This is a genomic window from Streptomyces sp. AHU1 (assembly GCF_045343905.1).
Lineage (GTDB): Bacteria > Actinomycetota > Actinomycetes > Streptomycetales > Streptomycetaceae > Streptomyces > Streptomyces triticiradicis.
The window spans coordinates 372,297-389,950 of the sequence record NZ_CP174284.1 but is presented as its reverse complement, the minus strand read 5'-3'; the positions used below and the strand labels follow the sequence as shown (position 1 = coordinate 389,950).

The 17,654-nt window shown below is 65.3% G+C and carries 15 protein-coding genes; 9 read left to right on the top strand and 6 right to left on the bottom strand.

Annotation, left to right across the window (positions count from 1 at the left end; translation table 11 throughout):
- Window positions 1–100: 100 nt before the first annotated feature.
- From ACICHK_RS42690 to ACICHK_RS42680, 3 genes are read right to left on the bottom strand one after another with little or no spacing between them, the layout of a single operon-like run.
- Window positions 101–2,503, bottom strand: coding sequence for an FtsX-like permease family protein (locus ACICHK_RS42690; RefSeq protein ID WP_406841703.1), 2,403 nt, complete (start codon window positions 2,501–2,503; stop codon window positions 101–103).
- Between the two features lie 39 nt (window positions 2,504–2,542).
- Window positions 2,543–3,292, bottom strand: a complete 750-nt coding sequence (locus tag ACICHK_RS42685) for an ABC transporter ATP-binding protein (RefSeq protein ID WP_406841701.1) — start codon at window positions 3,290–3,292, stop codon at window positions 2,543–2,545.
- On the bottom strand, window positions 3,289–3,804 hold the full coding sequence (locus tag ACICHK_RS42680; RefSeq protein ID WP_406841700.1) for a PadR family transcriptional regulator: 516 nt from the start codon (window positions 3,802–3,804) through the stop codon (window positions 3,289–3,291). The genes ACICHK_RS42685 and ACICHK_RS42680 overlap by 4 nt, the downstream gene beginning before the upstream one ends.
- Window positions 3,805–3,925: 121 nt before the next feature.
- On the opposite strand from ACICHK_RS42680, the gene ACICHK_RS42675 reads away from it, so the two are divergent.
- The 7 genes from ACICHK_RS42675 (at window position 3,926) to ACICHK_RS42645 (ending at window position 12,913) form a co-directional block, all read left to right on the top strand.
- Window positions 3,926–5,194, top strand: coding sequence for an ABC transporter substrate-binding protein (locus ACICHK_RS42675; protein WP_406841698.1), 1,269 nt, complete (start codon window positions 3,926–3,928; stop codon window positions 5,192–5,194).
- A gap of 182 nt (window positions 5,195–5,376) precedes the next feature.
- Window positions 5,377–6,993, top strand: coding sequence for a glycoside hydrolase family 13 protein (locus tag ACICHK_RS42670; protein ID WP_406841696.1), 1,617 nt, complete (start codon window positions 5,377–5,379; stop codon window positions 6,991–6,993).
- A gap of 39 nt (window positions 6,994–7,032) precedes the next feature.
- The gene (locus ACICHK_RS42665; protein ID WP_406841694.1) at window positions 7,033–8,361 is read left to right on the top strand and encodes an ABC transporter substrate-binding protein; all 1,329 of its coding nucleotides are present in this window, start codon (window positions 7,033–7,035) and stop codon (window positions 8,359–8,361) included.
- Between the two features lie 6 nt (window positions 8,362–8,367).
- The gene (locus ACICHK_RS42660; RefSeq protein WP_406841693.1) at window positions 8,368–9,732 is read left to right on the top strand and encodes an ABC transporter permease subunit; all 1,365 of its coding nucleotides are present in this window, start codon (window positions 8,368–8,370) and stop codon (window positions 9,730–9,732) included.
- Window positions 9,729–10,568, top strand: a complete 840-nt coding sequence (locus ACICHK_RS42655; protein WP_406841692.1) for a carbohydrate ABC transporter permease — start codon at window positions 9,729–9,731, stop codon at window positions 10,566–10,568. Before ACICHK_RS42660 ends, ACICHK_RS42655 begins: the two co-directional genes overlap by 4 nt.
- 469 nt (window positions 10,569–11,037) lie before the next feature.
- Complete coding sequence (locus tag ACICHK_RS42650) at window positions 11,038–11,679, top strand: hypothetical protein (protein WP_406841691.1); 642 nt, start codon at window positions 11,038–11,040, stop codon at window positions 11,677–11,679.
- Between the two features lie 334 nt (window positions 11,680–12,013).
- Window positions 12,014–12,913, top strand: a complete 900-nt coding sequence (locus tag ACICHK_RS42645) for a LysR family transcriptional regulator (protein WP_406841689.1) — start codon at window positions 12,014–12,016, stop codon at window positions 12,911–12,913.
- A 605-nt stretch (window positions 12,914–13,518) separates the two neighbouring features.
- Here the strand turns inward: ACICHK_RS42645 and ACICHK_RS42640 are convergent.
- The 3 genes from ACICHK_RS42640 to ACICHK_RS42630 form a co-directional block, all read right to left on the bottom strand.
- Window positions 13,519–14,616 carry a Gfo/Idh/MocA family protein gene (locus ACICHK_RS42640; protein ID WP_406841688.1) on the bottom strand — a complete coding sequence of 366 codons (1,098 nt, stop codon included), beginning with the start codon at window positions 14,614–14,616 and terminating at the stop codon, window positions 13,519–13,521.
- Window positions 14,609–15,001, bottom strand: a complete 393-nt coding sequence (locus ACICHK_RS42635; RefSeq protein ID WP_406841686.1) for an ester cyclase — start codon at window positions 14,999–15,001, stop codon at window positions 14,609–14,611. Before ACICHK_RS42635 ends, ACICHK_RS42640 begins: the two co-directional genes overlap by 8 nt.
- 201 nt (window positions 15,002–15,202) lie before the next feature.
- Window positions 15,203–15,808 carry a TetR/AcrR family transcriptional regulator gene (locus ACICHK_RS42630; RefSeq protein ID WP_406841684.1) on the bottom strand — a complete coding sequence of 202 codons (606 nt, stop codon included), beginning with the start codon at window positions 15,806–15,808 and terminating at the stop codon, window positions 15,203–15,205.
- A 147-nt stretch (window positions 15,809–15,955) separates the two neighbouring features.
- Between ACICHK_RS42630 and ACICHK_RS42625 the strand changes: the two genes are divergently transcribed.
- Both ACICHK_RS42625 and ACICHK_RS42620 read left to right on the top strand, forming a co-directional pair.
- Window positions 15,956–16,927 (top strand): aldo/keto reductase, encoded by a 972-nt coding sequence (locus ACICHK_RS42625; protein WP_406841917.1) that lies wholly within the window; start codon window positions 15,956–15,958, stop codon window positions 16,925–16,927.
- 250 nt (window positions 16,928–17,177) lie between these two features.
- Complete coding sequence (locus ACICHK_RS42620) at window positions 17,178–17,639, top strand: hypothetical protein (protein ID WP_406841683.1); 462 nt, start codon at window positions 17,178–17,180, stop codon at window positions 17,637–17,639.
- The last annotated feature ends 15 nt before the right edge of the window (window positions 17,640–17,654 follow it).

The window sequence follows — 17,654 nt, the reverse complement described above, 5'->3', positions numbered from 1 at the left end:
AGACTGCCCTTTGGGGAAATCGGGGTGTAGCTCTTGGACGGCTTACCGCGATTTCATGGCGCAGCGCCGAAAGTGCCGCGCAGGACTCGGAAGCGGAGAGTCAGGCCACCGCGGCCAGCGTGTCAGTCAGCCTTTGTCGTGCCGACCGTGCTGCAGGAAATGCCGCGAGGCTTGCCGCACCCAGTACCGTAGCGGCTCCGACGAGACCAAGCGTCGTCGGTGACGGGCTCTGGGCAATTCCCGCCCCAATACCGCTTGACCTTCCTTGAGCATCGATCAGCCAGTGGGCGAGTGGCGTGCCGATGGTGGCTCCTGCCACGAAGGCCACGAAGGCGGTGCAGGCTGTGGTCGTCATCGTGATGGCGGTGATCTGGCGCGGTGACAGGCCAATTGCCTTGAGGGCCAGCAGGTCGCGTTCGCTCTCGCGGATGGTGCCACCGATCGCGGTGAGCATCTCGACGAGCCCTATGAGGCCGAGCACGAGAATGAGACCGGCCACGACTCCGCGCAGAGGCGAAAGCTCGTCAGCGGGGTTGGTCGCGATATGTACGTCCAGTTGTTCGTGCCCGGCTGTGGTGAGCCGGCGGACGACGGCGTGTGGATCGGCACTGGGACGCAGACGGAGCTGGTACAGCGTCGGCGTGAGATGAGGGTCGTTCTCGCGGAGGGTGTCGAGCGAGGTGGAAATGACACGGCCGCCGTTCTGCGGTTCGATGCTGCGGCCCACGATGTGCAGGATCTGTGGCTGGTCGCCGACTGTCATGCGTACCCAATCGCCGACTTTCACGTCGAGCAGGTCGAGGAGACCCTGTCCTGCCACGGCCTCGTCACTGGTGTGGGCGCTCCGGCCTTCGACGACGGCGTAGGGATAGGGGGAGTCGTGGGTGCCCAAGCCGCGCAGAGCGATTGTGGACGTCTGTCCCGGAACCAGTGCAGCAACCTCGACCCCCGGATAGGCCGATACGACTTGTGGGTCGCGCTGCAGCACACTGCGGGCTTCTGCGTAGCTCAATGCCTTGCGGGTGTGCACAGTCAGGACGGTCGGTATCCCCATCTTTTCCGGCTCGCTGTGGAAGCGGTCGATGGTGGTCCAGGCACTCATCGCCACAACGATCAGCAGCAGGGGCAGGGCGAGGCGGGCTACGGTCGTCAGAGAGCGGACCGGACGGGTAAAGGCGGCGTGCCATCCCAGCACCAGTGCGGCTGGCACTCGGGCACTGAGGGTTCGCCGCATCAGCGCCGACAGTTGGTGTCCTGACCAGGTCCGGGCGGCCTGAGACTCCAGTATTTGGCGGACGGCGTCCAGCACACGCCTTCGGGGCAGATGGGTGGGCCTCGTAGCATTCTGCTCGGTGTGTGAGAATTGTTCGACCGTGTGAACTTTTGGTCGTGTTCCAGGTACAGGTGGTACCTGGCCAGCTCGCCAGGCCGCGAGCCCTGTTGTTGCCGCGATGAACAGGACCGCGCTTGCGGGGATGGCGAACTGCGCTGCCGTATGTCCGGGCAGGACGCGCCACATGCGGACTGCCTCGCCGAGACGGCCCGGGACATGGCTTCCCAGCGCTTCCGTGCCGGTGGTCGCCGTGATGGCACCGAGGAATGCGTACGCGATGTGCTGGCTGAGGAAAACGCGGACGACCTGGCTCGGAGTGAAGCCGATGGTTTTCAGGACTGATATGTCGCGCAGGTGTCCGCGGATACGAGTGGCGATCGCTCCGTGGACGGCGAATCCGGCGGCCACGAGTGCGCCCAGACCGAACAGACCCAGTACTTGGCCGAGGAGCCGGTTGTCGCCTTGTGCTTCTGCGCGTGCCTGCTGCCAGGTGGAGACTTCGCCGATAGCCCCAGATCCCAGGATGGTCACGGCACGCTGGACGGCATAGTCCGTCTCAGCGGGGTTGATCAGACGTAGTCCGATGACTTGCCCTGTCGGATGGCGCACGATCGTTGGAAGTGCCCATACGAGCCCGGGCTGTTCGCCTGGACGGTAGCGGGCCTCGGCGCTGTCGGCTATGCCAACGACAGTGACCTTTCTTGTTCCTTCAGGCAGGGAAAGCGTGTCACCGGGAGCGGCGAGCAGTGCACGGGCGAGCCGGCTTTCCAGGACCACGCCGTTGGGGGCTGCGGGGTTCAGCCAGTGGCCAGAGGTGATGAGGGGGCGGCCCACAGCGGGGAGGGTGGTGGATGTTGCCCGAAGCTCTACGGAGGCGCGCGTCCCGCGGGAGGTGAGGGTGCTCGCAGCTGTGGCATACGGTCCGGTAACGGATTCGACGCCGTCCACAGCTGCCAGTCTTCCGAGGTCGGTGGACCTGCTGGTGTGGATCCAGACATGGGCCCCGTGGGTCTGCGAGAAGACACGCTGCCAAGGGTTGGTGGCATAGCCGAACAATGCGGTGGCCAGCAGCAGCGACGCGACGATGCCTGCGGTGGCGAGGACGAGGAAGAGCGCCTCTCCGCGGTGCGCGCGCAGGTCGGAATGTGCCCAGCGCAAAGTGGCGCGCATCAGATCCAGCCCTTTCGAGGGTTGTCGTACGTCTGCACGTCAGTCGTGGAGTCTCAATACTCCGGATGCCCCCTGCCGATGGGACGGGGTGCTTTCGAGCGTGGCATCGTCGGCGATCCGGCCGTCGAAGAAGCTGATCACTCGGTCCGCGGCGCTGGCCAGCCGGGCATCGTGGGTGACGAGTACGATCGTCTGCCCACGCTGGTGGAACCGGGACAGCAGCCGCATGACCTCGCGCGTGCCTCTGCTGTCCAGGCTGCCCGTCGGTTCGTCGGCCAGCAGCAGGGGCGGATGATTGACCAGGGCGCGCGCCAGGGCGACGCGCTGCTGTTCGCCGCCTGATAGTTCAGCTGGCAAACTGCGTTCCTTGCCTGTGATTCCGAGTTCGGCCAGCAGTTCTTCCCGTTCGGCGCGTGCGCGTTTGGGCGATGCACCGGCGAGGAGTGCGGGCAATTCCACGTTGTCGGCGACGGACAGGTTGGAGACGAGGTTGAAGAACTGGAAGACGATGCCGATCCTCTTGCGCCGTTCCACCGCCCAGCGGGACTCCCGCCAGGCATCGGTGCGCTCGCCGTCGAGCCAGATGCTGCCGGTGTCGGGCTGCTGCAGCCCGCTGAGCAGATGCAGCAACGTGGATTTGCCTGCTCCGGAGGGGCCGGTGATCGCCACGAACTCGCCTTGGCGGACGTATAGATCGGCCCCGCGGACGGCGTGGGCCGGGCCACTCTCTCCGTAGTGTGTCTTGACCAGGCCCTGGGCGCGCAGCACGGGAGCGGGGTTGTCGTTCACTCCAGCTCCTCCAGCTCTTCCTGGCACCGTTCGAGCCAGTCAAGGTCGGCCTGAAGGTGCAGCATCGCGCCCTCGATCAGGAGATGGGCGATGCGGTTGTCGCGGTCTTCGGTGGCGGACAGTTTCGACAGGTTGCGCATGGAGGTGAGGTATTGGCGCCGTTGCTTGTTGATCAAGGCGATCTGGTCGGCGATGCCGCTTTGCGGAGCCAGGGCCAACTTCATGAAGAACTCGTCCCGGACCCGCGGCTCGTCCTCGGGCTTGTCGAACCAGGCGCGCAGCGCTTCCTGTCCGGACTCTGTGAGGCGGTAGACCTTCTTGTTGGGCCGGCTGGACTGTTCGATGTCCTCGCCCTCGATGAGTCCTTGTTTTTCGAGCCGGCCGAGCGTTACGTAGATCTGGCCGACGTTCGGCTGAGGGTACGCGGAGCCCAGGAGTTGCTCAAGGCCTTGCTTGAGTTCGTAACCGTGGGCCGGTCCCCGTGCGAGGAGTGCGAGGAGGGGCAGACGCACTACCGCGGTCCTCCTGTCCTCATAATGTGTGCCTGGCTCTAGTATCGCCCATACCTAACGGGTATACATGGCATTTGACCCTGGCGACGATGCCGATGGGCATGTGTACAGGGAGGAACCTATGCGGTGGATCAAAGCCGCGGGTAGGTGCCTTCTTGTAGTCGGCGTGGTTCTGACTGGATGCGTCTCGTCGAACGGTCATCATGGTGATGACGACGAGGGCCGTGGGCCCCTGACTCTGGCCACTGCTGGAGATCTGACCGGCTATCTGGGTTCAGTGCTGGAGGGCTGGAACCGCACCCATCCTCGGGAGCGGGTCACACTCGTTGAGTTGCCTGACTCTGCAGACGAGACCCATGCGCAGATGGTCACCGATCTGCGCGGCGGCGACAACAGCCGGTTCGACGTTCTCAACATCGACGTCAACTGGACATCGGAGTTCGCGGCGGCGGGCTGGATACGCCCGCTGCCCCGGAACCGCTTTCCGCTTACGTCCTTTTTGCCGCCGGTCGTGGACACTGCGACCTACGAAGGGCGGTTGTACGCCGTCCCGTACGTCACCAACGCCGGGTTGCTGCTGTACCGCAAAGACATCCTCGACAAAGAGGGCCTCCCGCCCCCGAAAACCTGGGCGGAACTGGAGCACGACGCGAAGACCGTCGCACCGAAGTACGGGTTGGACGGCTACGCGGGTCAGTTCCTCCCCTATGAGGGGTTGACCGTGAACGCTGCCGAAGCAGTCTATTCGGCCGGCGGCACCATCCTCGGCGGCGAAGGCGACCGGGTGACGGTCAACTCTGCCGCGGCCCGTGAGGGAATCGAATTCCTCGCCCGAGGGGTGCGCGAGGGCTGGATCCCGAAGGCAGCGCTCACGTACAAGGAGGAGGAGTCGAAGCAGGCATTCCAGGACGGCCGGCTGCTCTTCCTGCGTAATTGGCCCTATGCCTATGCCGTTGCGTCGGCAGCCGGTTCTCCGGTTGCCGGGAAGATCGGGGCGGTGCGACTGCCGGGTCCGGACGGTCAGGGCACCAGCGTGCTCGGTGGGTCTGACCTGGCCGTCAACGCCCACGCCCGCCATCCTGATTCGGCTGCCCGGCTGATCGCCTACCTGACCAGCAAGCCGGTTCAAAGGCTCGTTCTGACTCGCGGCGCGTTGCCGCCGGTGCGTGCGGCGTTGTACGAAGATCCTGACCTGGTGCAACGATTTCCCTACCTGCCCACCCTGCGCGCGAGCGTTCTCACTGCGGCTCCTCGTCCCAAGAGCCCGCGCTATGGCCAGGTCAGCCTGGTGGTGCAGGCGGTAGTGCACGACGCCATGACCGGGGCCGAGACGACCGAGGATGCGGTCCGGCGGTTGGCCCGGGAGCTCGCGGCCATCTCGCGCCGGTAGCGCAGACTAGCTACCTGTTAGGTAAACCAGTTACCCCGTGCGAGGCTCTTTGGTCCATTTTATATGGATAAAAAGGGCCACTCTCCGGCGTCTTGTGCCCTTCTCATTGACACGCTCTGGACATGTCTACTTAACATGCATGCATAACCACGAGCACCACAGAGACAGGCAATGGGTTGAACATGCACCGCTGGTGGCGCGACGCAGTCATCTACCAGGTGTACGTCCGCAGCTTCCTGGACAGCACCGGAGACGGCATCGGCGATCTCGCCGGAGTCAGGGCCGGGTTGCCCTACCTGAAGAAGCTCGGCGTCGACGGGATCTGGCTGAGCCCCTTCTATCCCTCACCGCAGCATGATCATGGCTACGACGTAGCCGACTACTGCGACGTCGACCCGACCTTCGGAGACCTCGCCGAGTTCGACCTGCTGATGACCACCGCGAACCGGCTCGGCATTCGGGTACTTCTCGACATCGTCCCCAACCACTGCTCCTCCGACCACCCTTGGTTCAAGGAGGCACTCGCCTCTGAGCCCGGCAGCCCCGCCCGCGCCCGCTTCCACTTCGCCGACGGTCTCGGCCCTGACGGCTCGGAACCGCCCAACAACTGGCACGCCATGTTCGGCGGACCCGCATGGACCCGGATCACCGAGGCGGACGGTCGTCCCGGCCAGTGGTACCTGCACATGTTCACGCCGGACCAGCCCGACTGGAACTGGCGCAACGCCGAGATCGGCAACGAGTTCGACCGCGTCCTCCGCTTCTGGCTCGACCGAGGCATCGACGGTTTCCGAATCGACGTCGCTGCCGGCCTGTTCAAACACCCCGAACTGCCTAACTCCCCAGACCCCGAAGCTGACGCCCGCACCCGCGACTCGGTTAACCCCCTCGCCTGGAACCAGCCGGAGGTCCATGACGTCTGGCGCCGCTGGCGAGCAGTCTGCGAGGAGTACACAGCGCGCGACGGCTCCGAGCGCCTCCTGGTCGGTGAGGTCTCCGTGCCCACTGCCCGTGAACACGCCCAGTACGTTCGGCCCGATGAACTCCACCAGGCGTTCTTCTTTGACCTGCTGAGCGCGCCGTGGGACGCCGATGCCTTCCGCAAGGTCATTTCCGAGGCGATGCTGGACATCGCGGGCACGGGCTCCACCGTCACCTGGGTGCTCAACAACCACGACCAGGTCCGGACCGTCACCCGCTACGGCGAACCCGCCACCGAAACCACCGGGCTCGGCCCGGCCCGAGCCCGCGCCGCAGCACTGCTCATGCTGGCACTGCCCGGAGCCGCCTACATCTACCAGGGTGAAGAACTCGGCCTGCCCGAGGTTGTCGACCTGCCCGACGACGTGCTCACTGACCCGATCTTCCGGCGCACCGGAAGCCGCGCCCGGGTTCGCGACGGCTGTCGGGTCCCTCTGCCCTGGTCCGGGCAGGCATCCCCGTTCGGCTTCACCTCTGGAGCCGAGAGCGCCAAACCCTGGCTGCCGCAGCCGGATTACTTTGCGGACTACGCCACCGACCGTGCACTCGCAGATACCCGCTCCTTCTGGCACCTGTACCGCGAGGGACTGCAACTCCGTTCGTCCCTCAGCCAGCTGGGAGAAGGATCGCTCCGCTGGCTCGACACCCAGCCTGACGTCCTCGCGTTCGTCCGCGGTGACGGCCTGGTCTGCGCTGTCAACTTCGGCACGGCGCCCGTGCCCGCACCGGTCTCCGGCACCCCTCTGCTCTCCAGCGGCCCCTGCACAGCCGGAGTCCTTCCCGGCTCGACGGCCGCCTGGTGGATCAACGACCTCTGACAACACAGCAGTTAATAGCACTCGAAAGGGACATCAACGATGATGCGACGCCGTACGACCCTGCTCACCAGCTGCACCGCCCTCGCCCTCGCCTTTGGCTCGACCGCTTGTGGAGGTGGCAGCGACACCTCCTCCTCCAGCGGCGACAAGGCGCTCAGCGGCCAGACCGTCACTGTCGCTGGTGTCTGGACCGGCAGCGAGCAGAAGAACTTCCAGAAGGTTCTCGACGCCTTCAGCGCCAAGACCGGTGCCAAGACGCAGTTCGTGTCCACCGGCGACAACGTCTCCACCGTGGTCGGAAGCAAGATCGAGGGCGGCAACGCGCCCGACGTGGTCATGGTCCCGCAGGTCGGCGTACTCCAGCAGTTCGAGCAGAAGGGCTGGCTGACGCCCCTTTCGACCGCCACGCAGAAGTCGGTCGACGCCGGTTACGCACCCGTCTGGAAGAACTACGGCAGCGTCGATGGCACGCTCTATGGTCTCTACTTCAAGGCCGCCCACAAGTCCACGGTCTGGTACAGCCCCAGCGCCTTCGACCAGGCCGGCGTCAAGCCTCCGACCTCGTACGACGACCTGCTGAAGGTCGGACACACGATTTCCGACTCCGGTCTGGCCAGCTTCTCGGTCGCCGGTCAGGACGGCTGGACCCTGACCGACTGGTTCGAGAACATCTACCTCTCCCAGGCCGGCCCCGAAAAGTACGACGCCCTCGCGGCCCACAAGCTGAAGTGGACCGACCCCTCGGTGGTCGAGGCCCTCACCACGCTCGGCAAGCTGTTCAAGGACAAGGAACTTGTTGCGGGCGGCCAGAAGGAGGCCCTTAACACCGACTTCCCTGGCTCGGTGGAGAAGGTGTTCGGTCCCAAGCCCGACGCCGGCATGGTCTACGAGGGCGACTTTGTCGCCGGGGTTGCCCACGACCAGTTTAAGAAGACCATCGGCAAGGACGCGAACTTCTTCCCCTTCCCTGCGGTCGGCGGCGGTACCGCGCCCGTCGTCAGCGGTGGCGACGCCGCGGTGGTCCTCAAGGACGGCAAGAACGCCAAGGCCGGCATGAAGCTCCTCGAGTACCTTGCCACTCCGGAGGCGTCGGCCGTCTGGGCGAAGCTGGGCGGCTACCTGTCCCCGAACAAGAACGTCTCGCTCGACTCCTACAGCGACGATGTGACCCGCGCCACCGCCAAGTCCCTTGTCGACGCCGGTGACTCCGTCCGCTTCGACATGTCGGACCAGGCCCCCGCCGCGTTCGGCGGCACCAAGGGCGCCGGTGAGTGGAAGCTCCTCCAGGACTTCCTGCGCGACCCCTCCAACCCCAAGGCGACCGCAGCCAAGCTGGAAGACGCCGCAGCCAAGGCCTACAAGGGCTGACGGATCATGACATCCACCCTGGTCAAGGAGACGGCAAGCCCGCCGTGCACCGACCACGCCGAACGTGCCCGCCGCTCCCGGCGGCGGGCACGGCTCGGCGCCGTGCTGTTCGTCTTCCCAGCACTGCTCCTGCTGGGCGCGCTCGTGGTCTATCCCGTGCTGTTCTCGATGGGCCGCAGTCTCTTCGACGCCTCAGGAAACCACTTCGTGGGCGCCGACAACTACACCGAGATGTTCCGTGACCCAGCCACCCTCAAGGCCGTCCGGAACACGGCCATCTGGGTCGTCGTGGCACCGACGCTGCTGACCGGCCTCGGCCTGGTCCTGGCTGTTTTGGTGGAAAAGGTCCGCTGGGCTACGGCTTTCAAGCTTTTGATGTTCATGCCGATGGCCGTGTCCTTCCTGGCCGCCGGCATCATCTTCAGGCTTGCTTACGACGAGGACCCCTCCAAGGGGGTACTCAACGCGGCTATTGTCAGCGTGCACGACACCTTCGAGAGCCCCTCCGAATACCCGACGGCCAGGGCCCGCGAGGGCCATGGGCTGACGAGCGGCTCTGACGGTTCCTACCGCACGAGTCGACGGGTGTCGCCTGGCACGGCGGTGGACTTCGGAATGGTCGGCCTTGCTCCGGGCGATCTCCCCGCCGGTGCCCGGCCCGCTTACCCGGCAGCCAACCAGACAGCCGCGGCGGACGAGGTGAGCGGAGTCGTCTACCTGGACTTCACCCCCGGTGGCGGAGGCGAGCAGGGCAAGGTCGACTCCAAGGAATCCGGGCTGCCGAAGATGCGTGTGGAAGCAGTCGGCGCCGACGGAAAGACGGCTGCGAGCACGACCACAGCCTCCGACGGCTCCTTCCGCTTGTCTGGCCTGAAGCCCGGCAGTTACACGGTGAAGCTGCCCAGCTCGAACTTCGCACAGCCCTACCAGGGTCTGTCGTGGCTGGGACCGGCCCTCGTGACACCGGCGATCATCGGCGCATACCTGTGGATCTGGACCGGATTCGCCATGGTCTTGATCGGAGCCGGGCTTGCGGCCCTGCCGCGGGACGCACTGGAAGCCGCGCGGATGGATGGCGCCAATGAGTGGCAGATCTTCCGACGGATCACCGTACCGCTGCTGGCACCTGTACTGACCGTGGTCTTCGTGACCCTGGTCATCAATGTGATGAAGGTGTTCGACCTCGTCTACATCATCGCGCCCGGGCCCGTGCAGGAGGACGCGACCGTCCTAGCCACGCAGATGTGGCTGGTGTCATTCGGCGGCGGCAACAACCAGGGCTTGGGAAGCGCGCTCGGCGTGCTGCTGTTGCTCTTGGTCGTCCCGGCCATGGTCTTCAACGTCCGCCGCTTCCGAAGGAGCCAACGATGAATGTGATCCGGCGAGGACTGAGCAACGGCCTGGTGCAGGCGTTCCTCGTGGTGACTGGGCTGGTGTGGCTCACCCCGCTGGCCGGACTCTTGGTGTCATCGCTTCGTTCAGCCCAGGACCAGGCAACAGGCGGCTGGTGGACTGTTTTCTCCAGTCCTGGCCAGCTCTCCTTCGACAACTACACGGCATTGCTGAAAAACGCCGGCATGACGCAGTCCCTCTGGAATACGGTGCTCATCTCGGTGCCAGCGACGTTCCTGGTCGTCGTCATCGCTGCGCTGGCGGGGTACGCCTTCGCCTGGCTGGACTTCCCGGGCCGGGACAGCATCTTCCTGGTCGTCGTGGCCCTGCTGGTGGTGCCGGTGCAGATTGGTCTGCTACCGATCGCGAAGCTCTTCGGAGAGCTGGGACTGTTCGGCACGATTCCGGGTGTCGTGCTCTTCCACGTGGCCTACGGTCTTCCCTTCGCCGTGTTCCTGCTGCGGAACTACTTCGCCGAGATGCCGAAGGAAATGCTCGAAGCGGCGCGCATGGACGGCGGCACAGAGTGGCGGATCTTCCTCCAGTTGGTCCTGCCTGTGGGGCGGCCGGCGATCGCCAGCCTTGCCATCTTCCAGTTCTTGTGGGTATGGAACGACATGCTGGTGGCCCTGCTCTTCGCGGACAGTTCCTCGCAGCCGCTGACCGTGCAACTTCAGTCGCAAGTCAGGCAGTTCGGCAGCAACATTGACGTGCTCGCGCCGGGCGCGTTCGTGTCTCTCGTGGTTCCCCTGGTGGTGTTCTTCGCCTTCCAGAAGCACTTCGTACAGGGCGTGATGGCGGGTTCAGTGAAGTGAGACTTGTGGGGGTGCTGAGAGCGCGTCTGTGCCGAGGTCGCACCCTGAGCAGCTGCCACCATGTACATCCAGAACTGTGGTCGTAATCCCTTACGATGCCCGCGGTTGCCGGATGACGTCCGTGCCCGCTGGGCCTGCGCAAGCAGGGCCAGCGGGCACATTCCGTGTCGGCGTGTCCGCGTGGAGGAAACAGGACGCGGAGATCGGTGGGGCAATGCAGCTGCCTCATTAGGAACAGCGGGGCCAACTGTGTGGTGCCCCCATTCGTGGTCGAGGTAGATCGGTTACGGTCCCACGGACTTCCGCGGCGGACCGGCCAGGTCTTACCCATGTTCTTTGTCACGATTGAGAGCCACACGTGTTCACCCCAGGTCGTCGGAGTGTGCGTATCCCCGCCGTCACTGTGATCGGCGAGCCGACCGAGACGGCTAAGGCCGGTCGCAGCGCTGTACGACGTCATGCCAGCGGTATGAGCCATGCGGACGTTGTGCGCGAGTTGGATCGCATTCGCTCCGAGAAGCGGATTGGCGCGACTGGGCGGAATTCTGCTGCCAGCCCCCGCAGCTTGGCTGAGGCCGACGAGTGGGGACGTATCGAACGCCTGCTTGCTGGCACGGGTGGGGTGTACGACGTGAACGCTGATCCCATCGTGCGTGCAGAGCGTGTCGCGCAGATCGACCTGCTGGTTGCACGTGAGGAGAGGAAGAAGAAGCGAGAAGAGGAACGGACATATGACTTCCTGGCTCATGTGCGGATCTATGCGCTCCAGGTGATGGAGGAGGCCGGCTTCCTAGAGGAGGGGCTCGGAGAGAGCCTCGGGGCCGAGGGGCCTTTGATTCTGTTCGACGCGGGAGACCTGAGAGCCTGGCGTCATGTGAGCGAGCGCACGCGACACACGTCAGCATCACTGGAGGAACTGATACCGCTTTCGGTACAGGATCCTGCCGATTTTGCGCCGTCAGTGAGGGCGCACAGTGCACTGCTCACCGCGATGGCTCTCATGGGGCCCCTGAAGGAGGTTGATCCGGCGAGTGTGGTCCGTTTGGCCCAGGCAGATCCAGAAGCCGTCCTGTCGCTCGCTGCCTGGGTGTCAGCAGTTGACCGTCGCTGAATGCAACTGATGTATCACCTTGTGTCAACCTGGAATCTTGCCGAGAGTGCTGCGCAAGGGCCGTGCCTCTCGCTGGATCGCGGTGAGGAGAGGCCCTATTGCTTTGATGCGCCTCTTGGGGGTGCCGGTTCAGCAAATGTGATGTAACACCCATATCCCCAAAATGATAGTGCACATTTAAGTTGTACACTGTCCAAATGTTGAGGTGAGACGCATCCCCTGATTCCGCGCGAACCCTGAACCCGTCCAAGTGGTTTCGCCAGAACGGATGTACCCGTGCCACTCGACACATCGGTCACGGCAAGCCCCCGAACGCAGAGAGATGCGCTGAGCCATGCAGATCCGACACCTCGAGAACTTCCTGTTCCTCGCGGAGACGCTGAACTTCCGTCAAGCCGCAGCGAGGTCGAAGATCACCCAGTCGTCGCTAAGCCAGCAGATAGCCAAGCTCGAACAGCAGATGGGAACCGCCCTGTTCACGCGGACCACCCGCTCGGTGAGGCTCACTGCTGCTGGTGAACTCTTCGTGCCTCTGGCCTCGCGCATTCTGGCAAGCGTCGACGACGCACAAGCCCAGCTCGACGCCCTTCAAGCAAGGCGACGCGGACGCCTGCGTCTCGGTTTGCTTGACACCCATGGAGACGTGGGAGGTTTGCTGGAGGTCCTGGCTCTCTTTCACAGTCGCAACAGCGCGATCGAAATGAACGTAACTACGGCGTCGGGCGACCAGAACGCCGAAGGGGTCAGAGCGGGAACACTGGATCTCGCCCAAGTTGATCTCGGCCGCAGCGTCATCACATCCGAGATGAAGGTGATTGCGCTGGCATCAGTGCCCTTCGTGCTGCTGGTCCCGGCCAACCATGCGCTGGCTGCCGAAGAAACCGTAGAGCTGGCAGATCTCTCGCCGTCGGAGCAGATGGTCCAGTGTCTGCACGGGCCGGAGCTCCAAAGCCACATCGACGCCATCTTGTTGGGCTCGGGCCGCGACCCCAGAAAGAGCCTGGTACTCAACGACATGCTTGATGTGAACACTCTGGTCGCACGTGGAGTCGGGGTAGCGGTGATCCCCTACTCCGCAGCGCTGGAAGGCGTTCAACAGGAAGACGTTTGTGCGGTGCGGCTGGGTACTTCTGCTGTGTACACGACCGGTCTTTGCTACGACCCGAACAGGCTTTCTGCCGCTGCAGAGGAATTTTTGCGGATCGTCGCCCGGCTGAAGGAGCAGATCAGCTGACCGGCAACCCGTGAAAGCCCCACCCGGTCGTCGTCGCGGTTTCCGCATGTCTGCACCGCTGACATCACCGACCTGCCCAAAGTGCGTTGCCGGCTGGCCTGGCCACTGCGAACCGCTTCACGCGAGCTGATCGACGCCGGATGCGATTGGCACCACCCCAGCACGAAGGTGGTGGGTCTTCGACCCGGATTGTGGAGACGGGTTGTCATGCAGTGATGGCCAGGGTAGTTGATCTCTGTTCGAAGGCGGCGGGCGCGAGGTATCCGATCGCCGAGTGCCTGCGCTGGTGGTTGTAGCAGCCGAGCCAGCGGAACACCTCGAGACGGGCCGCCTGTTCAGTGAGACCTGTGCAACATGAAGTACGCAGGTCACGGGTCTGGTGTGCGGGGCGGGCGGGGTACTCGCGCTGGTCGTCGGCGGGTGTCCATGGTGAAGATCGTCTGACCTGTCGCCAGGGCCGTTGTCGGGTTCTGCTGCGCCGAACGCCACGCTCGCTCGTGTCCGCTCTCGACCGGTCAGCGTGCGGCCGAGTGTGCCGGCACACATGGCAGGGGCCGATGCGGCGAAGCGATGTCGGACAGTGTCAAAATCGACTGGCTGCGCGTCTAAGGATGGAGAGCTTTTCGTTGGCCTGTGGCGGCGGACCGTACGATCGCGTCAAGGAGTTGGTGGCGCTTGACGGCGTGGGTGAAGCCCGGGGCGACAGCCGTTCCGTGGACGAGGTCGTCCCGAATCGCGGCGTAGGCGTGCACCAGCGTGTGGATCGCTGTTCCGGCCAGCGCGGGATAGTCGTCGTAGCCGCTGGGCAGCGTGACCTTCGTCGGCCGACCGCCGCTGCGTGTGACGCACACCGTGACCGGACCGACGTGCGGGAACTCGGCGGCGGTAATCTCGAGTCTCCCCTCCGTGCCGTCGATGATCAGAGAGAACCCTGCACCCGATGCCGCGCCTCCACGGTGGTGGACGGATAGGATCGCCCCGCCCGCCACGGTGCCCGAGATCGCGATCTGGTCCTCGGCGGTCATCGGAACGACCTGCCCGGTGCGTCCGAGGGGAACCTGGCGGCGCCGGGTCGCGGTCGTAGCAACCACTTCCTGAAGCTCGCCGACGGTCATCGACACCAGGTCGATCGCGTGTCCGAACGCGATGGTCAGCATCGTGGCCCCGAGCTTGCGGTCGAGCGTGTAGACCATGTTCGGAGACACCGGAGTGCCCCATTCGGTCGAAGACGCCACGACGGTGGCGGAAAGTACTTCCCCCACGAATCCTTCGGACACGAGGTCGGCCAGCCAGCGGAAGGTAGGCGAGGAGCGTCCCTGAAGACCGACGAAAGTGCGCGTCGTCCCGGCGGCACGCTCCATCTCCTCGGCCTCGCGCAGGTCGACGGCGAGCGGCCACTCGGAGAGCACCGGCACGCCCGCCTTCAGCACGGGCAACACGAGTTCGCGATGCTGAGGCACTTTGACGGCGACAACAACGAGGTCGACGTTCTCGTCGCTGGCGAGCTGTTCGACCGACGTGTACGCGGGTACGCCATACATCGCTCCCGCGGCCTGGGCCGATGCTTTGGAGCTCGCCGCCAGCGCGCGAAGCTCGATCCCGTCGACGGCTCTCAGCGCGGGCAGGTGAGCCCCGGCCGCCCAGCCCCCCGTGGCGCTCAGGCCGACGATGCCGACGCCGATCGGCTTACGGGGGTCAGGCATCGAGCTGCCGCCTCAGGTTCTCGGCGTCGTGCAGGGCCGTCATGTGCACGAACCGCCCGTCACGAACCTGATAGATGGCGTACTCGACGATCTCGAACGAGGCGCCGGTGGGAGCCACACCGAGCCACTCCTTGGCGGGCGTGCCCGTGTTGGTCAGACGGGCGGCCAGGCGATCACCATCGACCGCGATCTCCCGGGGCTCCCAGTGGAAGTCCGGGACCGCGTCGATATCGCCATTCAGCACAGCGATGACCTGGTCCCGAGTGCCCGGCTCGCCGTTCAGGGTGGTCTCGTCGTTGATGAACTCGTCCATGCGGGAGATCTCGTGGGCGTTGAGCGCCCCGATGTAGCGCAGGTAGAACTCGCGCAGGTCGGTGTCGGACATGATCCCCTCCTTCGGCCTCCGGAGCGGAGGTCATGCTCGGTGTTTCGCGACGGCCCTTGACGGTTTCGTCGCGGTGATCGTCGGTAGGGGAGGAACCACTGCTCGAAACTTCTGTCCCGGACGGTACCGAAGTTTTGCCGCACCGTCACTGCCCTCATGCGCGGAGATGGTCTCGCCGGGGCGAGCGAAGGGGTGCAGCCGCTATGCGGGCCAGCCGAGCAACGCCGTGTCGGCGATCTCATCGAGCTCAGCAGGACCGAGGCCGTTGGCGGCCTGCACTGCGATGCCGAAACCCATCGCCATGATGAACCGGGCAAGACGCCGAGGGTCGGCGTTGCGCGGAAGATCACCCTCGTTGACGGCACGCCGGAAGCGCTCCTCAAGGCGGACCCCCGCGTCGTTGCGCCAGTCGACAAGCAGGTCGTGCACGGCCCGGCTCTCGTCGCTCGACGCCAGTGCACCCTGTACGGTCAGGCACCCGGAGGGGCCGCCGGGAGGGGTCGTGGTGCAGACCGCTCCGCGGAGGAACGCCAAGGCCACAGCCCGTGCAGTGGGCTCCTCCAGGGCGCGCGTGGCGTAGGCGGCCGGCCCCGCGCCGTAGCGCTGGAGGGCCTTGCGGAACAACTGCTCCTTGTTGCCGAAGGCCGCATACATGCTCGTCTTGGTGATCCCCATGGCGCCGGTCAGTTCAGCGAGGCTTGCACCTTCGTAACCTCGCGCCCAGAACACCCGCATCGCGCGTTCCAGCGCCTGGTCGATGTCGAATCCTCGAGGCCGACCCATGACGGCCCTACGTGAGTCACCCATGCCACAAGTGTACCCCTCGGTACAGATCCCCGCTGACCAGCAGTTTCATCTCACAAGATGGCGAACGCAATTCAGTACCGGACGGTCTTGATGTGCTAGGGTTCTGCACCGACCGGTACTTAATTAATGGGAAGGGAAGCCCGCGCCATGAAAACCGTTTCGCTCGGCAGCCTCAAGGTCTCGCGCATCGGTCTCGGAGCCATGGGAATGTCGGCGTTCTACACCGGCGCCGGCCAGTTCGACGACGAGTCGATCCGCACGATCCACCGCGCTCTGGACCTCGGGGTCACCCATATCGACACCGCTGAGGGGTACGGCCCCTTCATCAACGAGGGGCTGGTCGGCCGGGCCCTGCAGGGGCGCCGAGACGAGGTCGTGCTGGCGACCAAGTTCGGACTGATCTCCCACACCGGTGGCTCGGCTCCGGACAGCACCCCGGCCAATATCCGCCTGGCCGTGGAGGGATCACTGAAGCGCCTGGGTACCGACTACATCGACCTCTACTACCAGCACCGGGTGGACCCCGGCACGCCCATCGAAGAGACCGTTGGCGCGCTGGCCGAACTGGTGGCCGAAGGCAAGATCCGCCACATCGGCCTGTCGGAGGCCAGCCCCGCCACGATCCGCCGCGCTCACGCCGTGCATCCGGTCACCGCGGTCCAGTCCGAATACTCGCTGTGGACCCGCGACCCGGAGGCCGAGATCCTGCCCGTCCTGCGCGAACTGGGCATCGGCTTCGTGCCGTACTCCCCGCTTGGCCGCGGCTTCCTGACCGGCAACATCCGCTCCCTGAACGATTTTGACGCCGACGACTGGCGCCGCACCAACCACCGCTTCGCCGACGGCAACCTGGAACGCAACTTGCGAATCGTCGACGAGGTCCGGGCCGTAGCCGCCGAGATCGACACCACGCCCGCACAGGTCGCCTTGGCATGGCTGCTCACCCAGGGTGACGACATCACGCCCATCCCCGGCACCAAGCGAGTCGCCCGGCTTGAGGAGAACGCCGCCGCCGACCACATCGAGCTCACTGCCAGCCACGTCGCCCGCCTGAACGACCTGCCCCCGGCCTCCGGCGAGCGCTACGACGCGGACAACATGGCCGCCATCAACCGCTAATCGAAGCCGTACCACCACGCACGCCGCGGGTCGGCATCAGGGCGAAGAGTGCCGCATTCCCAATGAAACTGCACAACATGAAGTACGCAGGTCACGGGTCTGGTGTGCGGGGTACTCGCGCTGGTCGTTGGCGGGTGCCCGTGGTGAAGATCGTCTGACCTGTTGCCGGGGCCGTTGTCGGGTTCTGCTGCGCCGGCCGCCGTGCCCCACCTACGGTCCCTGACCGGGCCGGTGCCGGGAAGGCATGGGGATGCTGGAGCTGGAGCGGATCACGGCTCGCCGGAATGAACTGGACACGCTCGCCGAGGAGTTGGTCAAGCAGCTGGCGGAGTTCCAGGCCGAGCGGGAGGACTTGGTGATCGCCGAGCGGGTCCTGCGCCGGCTGGTCGAACAGGATCGGGCTGTGGCGGAGGCCGCCGCGGCCGTCGCCTCGACGGCGGCCCGGGTGGCGGGACGGGCGGTTTTGCTGATCCCGCACCGCGGCGGGACGGGCGATGAGGCCGCGCTGCCCGCTGACTATCGCAAGATCCTGGCGATCGTGCGGGCTGCCGACGGCCTGGTGCAGGTCAGGGCCGTCGGCGAGGAACTGGGCCTTGAGGTGACGGTGCGCGGGAAGCTGGAACCGTTGCGGGCGAAGATGACCAAGCTCGCCGACCGCGGCTGGCTGCACAAGCGTCCTGACGGCAAGTTCGCCGCACGCTCCCAGGCGTAGGGAGGCGGGCGCTGA